Genomic DNA, 4531 nt, shown 5'->3' with positions numbered 1-4531 from the left:
TATAATTCTATCTGTATTAGTTGTAACATTAGTGTCATCATAACGTTTTGAAATATGACTTTCAATTACTTCTTTACAAACAAGTAATTTAGGTTTTTCAAATATTACAACACTTATATTATATACTTGTCCAGAATTAAGTGATAATTCTAAATTAACTTGAAAAGAACTTAATACAGTTAAAACACCATAAACAAATAAGATGATACCTGTAACTATAGAACTATTAACTAAAGTTGAAAAACCAAAAAAAGTGAATATTAATCCCCATATAAATGATTTTATATCCATTTTAAATGAATCATCAACACTACTAATCTGTTCTAAAGGTATTGTCTTATTAGTTGAACCTAATGGTATAAGCTTTAAAATAGAATTAGGATTTGATGTTTTTATAAAGTTCTTTTCTAAATAAATAGAAGCTCTCATATAAAAAGTTAAATAAGATGTAATAAAAGATTGATTCATAAATAAAAGTTCCTCCTAAATATATTCTCTATATATTAGACCCCCCCCCTTGAACTTTTTGTCAAGTTTTTTCATATCTTTTATTTTATCTTAATTATTTCATCATATTTTTCCATACATTCTTTATTATAATTATGTGCAACATGAATTAACATTTTATCCTCTAAATTTAATAAACTTTCTTCAACATTAAGTGAATTTTCTTTATCTAAATTAGATAATATCTCATCAGCTATTATGATATTTTTACTTGATAATTTAGCCTTAACTATATAAAGTCTTGCTGCTTCTCCTCCAGAAATAGTATTAATTTCTTCTCCTATAACTTCATTTATACCGTGTTCTTTTTTTATTAAATTTTCAAGTTTAACTTCTTTCATACATTTTAATATATCAGCTTCACTATGCTTATTTTTAATATCTATATTATTTTTTATTGTATCAGAAAAAATATGAATTTTTTGTGGGATATAGAAAATATTATTATTAATATCTTCCTCATTAATATCATTTAAAGATTTATTGTTTATAAGGATATCTCCATCAAAATTTTCTAAATACTTCATAAGTATCTTTAAAAAAGTAGATTTTCCTCCTCCACTTTCTCCTATTATCAAATATTTTTTACCCTTATTAAAAGTCATATTAATATTATTTTTAAATACTTTCTTTCCTTTAATATATTCAAAATTTAAATCCTTAATTTCTATATTATCGAATTCAAAATTATTTGATTTTTTTTCATTTATATCATTATTTACATTTTCTATATACTCATTTATTTCTTTCATAGAATTAATTCCTATAACGGAATTAATAAGACTTATCACAGGTTGATTTATGAACATTGTTAATTGTATTAATGCTATTAAACTTCCTAAAGGAATAAATCCATTTATATAAAAATATATGCTTATAAAAATACCTGAAAATTGAGATAATATAACTCCACTATTTGCAATAAAAGCACTCAGACTAGATAGTATTGATGTTTTTTTCCATAAGAAATTTTGTTCTTCTAATACTTCATTCATTCTTAAACTATATTCTTTTTCTTCATTATTATTCTTAATTATTAAAATTGCATCAAAATATTCTTTCATCTTCTTTAACTGCTCATTATCTTTTTCTATATATTCCAAATATGCTTTTTCCATTTTCTTTGGAAAAAATATATTATTAATTATAAGTGGAATTAAAAACAAAATAACTACTATACAAACCCTATAATCTATTAATGATATGAAAATAAGTGTAAATATCAGTTGTAATGCTTTTTCAAATATATCAATTATACTTTTTAAAGTTCTATATTTCCAAGTATCAATCTTTTTTAAAATATCATTATAATAACTTGTTTTTTCAGTTTTTAATATTTCAGATGATTTTTTATTTAAAATAGACAAGAATATTTTTTTCCTAATATTTGTAGTTATATTACTCATTATTAAATCTACAAACAAATAATTTATACCTGATACTATTAAAGCTATAAGAATAATTATAAATATATATACAAAACTAAAATCTAAATTTTTTATATTCTCTATTTTAGCTCCTAAAAGAACATATGAATATGCTATTAATGGCTCAGAAATAGCTCCAATTATTATTAAAAGTAATAATAAAACTAAATTTTTATTTTCAATATTTTTTAAATTTTTAAACATTCATTCATTTCCTCTCATTTATTTTTCAAATTTAAAATATTTGTCCCATTTTAATCATTCTCCTTTTTTATTATTTTTTATTATTAATCTTTAATATATTATACCTTTATTTATATTAAAGTAAAATATAAAATAGATATTATTACATTACTTTTATATATTAATAAAAAATATATAACATTCTTATTTTATATTAATTTTAATATTTTAAATTTAGGTTTTAAGTTGTTGTTTTGTCAATATTTCTTTTGTATTTTTCTAAGAAATATTGCATAATATAATAAAATAGATATTAAAGGTGGTTTTCAATATGACAACTCATTTAAAAAATTTAGGTAATAGAGTTAAAAAAAACAAGAATTAATTTGGGATTAACTCAAGAAGAATTAGCACAAAAAATTGATTATAAAACTAAAGGTTCTATTGCTAGAATAGAAAATGGAGAAAGAGATTTACCAATAGATAAATTGAAATTATTAGCTAAAGCTTTAAATACTACTCCAGAATATCTAGTAGGTTGGGAAGCAATAAAAGAAGATGAAAAAATGTTAAATGGTAAATATGATATTTCAATGTTAGATAAATTAGAAATTAAAAAAGTTGAAAAATTTATGAATTTTAATGAAGTAATGTTTATGAATGAAGATAATGAATTAACTGAAGATGATAAAGATATATTAATAAATTCTTATATTGAAATTTTAATACAACAAAGAAAAAGATAGTGTGATAAATTTGAAAACAAAAGAAATCATTGAAAAAAATATAAAATTAAATATTCAGATATTTATAAGATTATAAATTAAAATAAAATAATAGTATCCATAATATTCATTTTAACTGAAAATTTAAAGCATGTACCTATAAAAACATCATATTTTTAAATTCAAATATGAATTACATGCTAACTTATTTTCAACTGTATTTTTAAGCTATGAATATCAAAATAACTTAAATAATTGTGCTATTAAAAAATAGTCAATTATATACATTGCAATTTTTTAAATAGTTATATTAATATGAAGATAATCGATTGAATTATAAAATTAAAGGAGTGAATATGGAAAATAATAACATAAAATTAAAAGATAGATTAGTTAGTAAGTCTATTGAAGCATTTATACTAGGTTTAGAAATCTATAACAAACCAACAATAAAATACAGAGTTGAGGGATTTAGTTTTTTTATATGTAATGCTTGGGAATTAATGTTAAAGGCTAAAATTATAAGTGATTACGGTGAAAGTGAAATATATTATAAAGATCCTGAAAATAGAACAATAGATTTAAAAGCTTGTGTAAAAAAATTATTTCCAGATACTCATGGTGCATTAAGAAAAAATATTGAAAAAATAATTAAATTAAGAAATACAAGTACACATTTTATAACTGAAGACTACGAGTATATTTATGCACCTTTATTTCAAGCTTGTGTGCTAAATTATGTTGAAAAAATAAAAGAATTTCATAATAAAGATATGACAGATTATATAGCCCAAAATTTTTTAACATTATCAATTAAAATTAATCATATAGATGAAAATGAAATAAAAGGCAAATATACACCTAATACTGTAAAAAAAATATTGAAAGATATGAATAATATAAAGTCTGAAATAGAAAATAATAGTTCTGAATTTGCTATTCCTATTCAAACAAATTTTTTCATAACTAAAGATAAATCTAACGCAGATTTAATTCTTGGAATAAATAAAGAAACAACAGACAAAGCATCTATAATAAAAGATATTAAAAATCCAAATGAAATTTATAGTCTTACAACAAATGATGTAATTAAATTGGTGAATAAGAATTTAAAAAGAGAAAATTTATTGTTAACTATATACAAAAATGGAGAAGAAAAGCAAGTTATTTTCAATAAATATCATTTTAATTTATTCATTAAATTTTATGATATAAAAAATAATAAAACATTTTCTTTTCATTATGTAGTTGTAGGAGACAGATATAGTTATTCTCAAAAACTTGTAGATTTTATAACAGAAAAAATTATTAAAAAACCTAATACAATTATAGAAGATTTAAAAAACAATATAAAAAAATAAGATAACCCTAGGCACATGAGAATTCTCGTCCATTGACTTACTCCCATTCGGGAACTCAGCGTTACTCCTTCACAAGTTATCTTTAATATATATCTATAATAACATATTTTTAATGTGTTGTAAAGTATGGATTGACAAAAACAAAAAATACCTAATTCCAAAAGTAAATATCCAAAAACAACTTAAACAAGATTTAAAAGACATTCATAAACTTCATAAGATGTTGAAGAATTGAAAATTTTTCTAGGATAATTATTCATAAAATTTTCAATAAATTTAACATCTTTTTTTCTTAATTTATTCATAGACCTACCCTTAGGAATAAATC

At 20.4% G+C, this 4531-nt stretch carries 4 protein-coding genes; 2 read left to right on the top strand and 2 right to left on the bottom strand.

The features are described from left to right. Positions 1-468, bottom strand: a 468-nt coding sequence (locus BT993_RS06600) for a hypothetical protein (RefSeq protein ID WP_072593780.1), incomplete at its 3' end; no start/stop codon positions are given. A gap of 80 nt (positions 469-548) precedes the next feature. After that, entirely contained in the window at positions 549-2138 is a 1590-nt protein-coding gene (locus BT993_RS06595; RefSeq protein ID WP_072593779.1) for an ATP-binding cassette domain-containing protein, read from the bottom strand. 338 nt (positions 2139-2476) lie between these two features. Between BT993_RS06595 and BT993_RS06590 the strand changes: the two genes are divergently transcribed. Both BT993_RS06590 and BT993_RS06585 read left to right on the top strand, forming a co-directional pair. Beyond that, positions 2477-2863 carry a helix-turn-helix domain-containing protein gene (locus BT993_RS06590; protein ID WP_072593778.1) on the top strand — a complete coding sequence of 129 codons (387 nt, stop codon included), beginning with the start codon at positions 2477-2479 and terminating at the stop codon, positions 2861-2863. Between the two features lie 335 nt (positions 2864-3198). Continuing rightward, entirely contained in the window at positions 3199-4203 is a 1005-nt protein-coding gene (locus tag BT993_RS06585; protein WP_072593777.1) for a DUF3644 domain-containing protein, read from the top strand. Positions 4204-4531: the final 328 nt, after the last annotated feature.

The sequence above is a fragment of the Streptobacillus ratti genome (genome assembly GCF_001891165.1).
GTDB classification, from domain to species: domain Bacteria; phylum Fusobacteriota; class Fusobacteriia; order Fusobacteriales; family Leptotrichiaceae; genus Streptobacillus; species Streptobacillus ratti.
The sequence above is the reverse complement of the archived record's forward strand: the minus strand, read 5'-3'. Positions and strand labels throughout refer to the sequence as shown.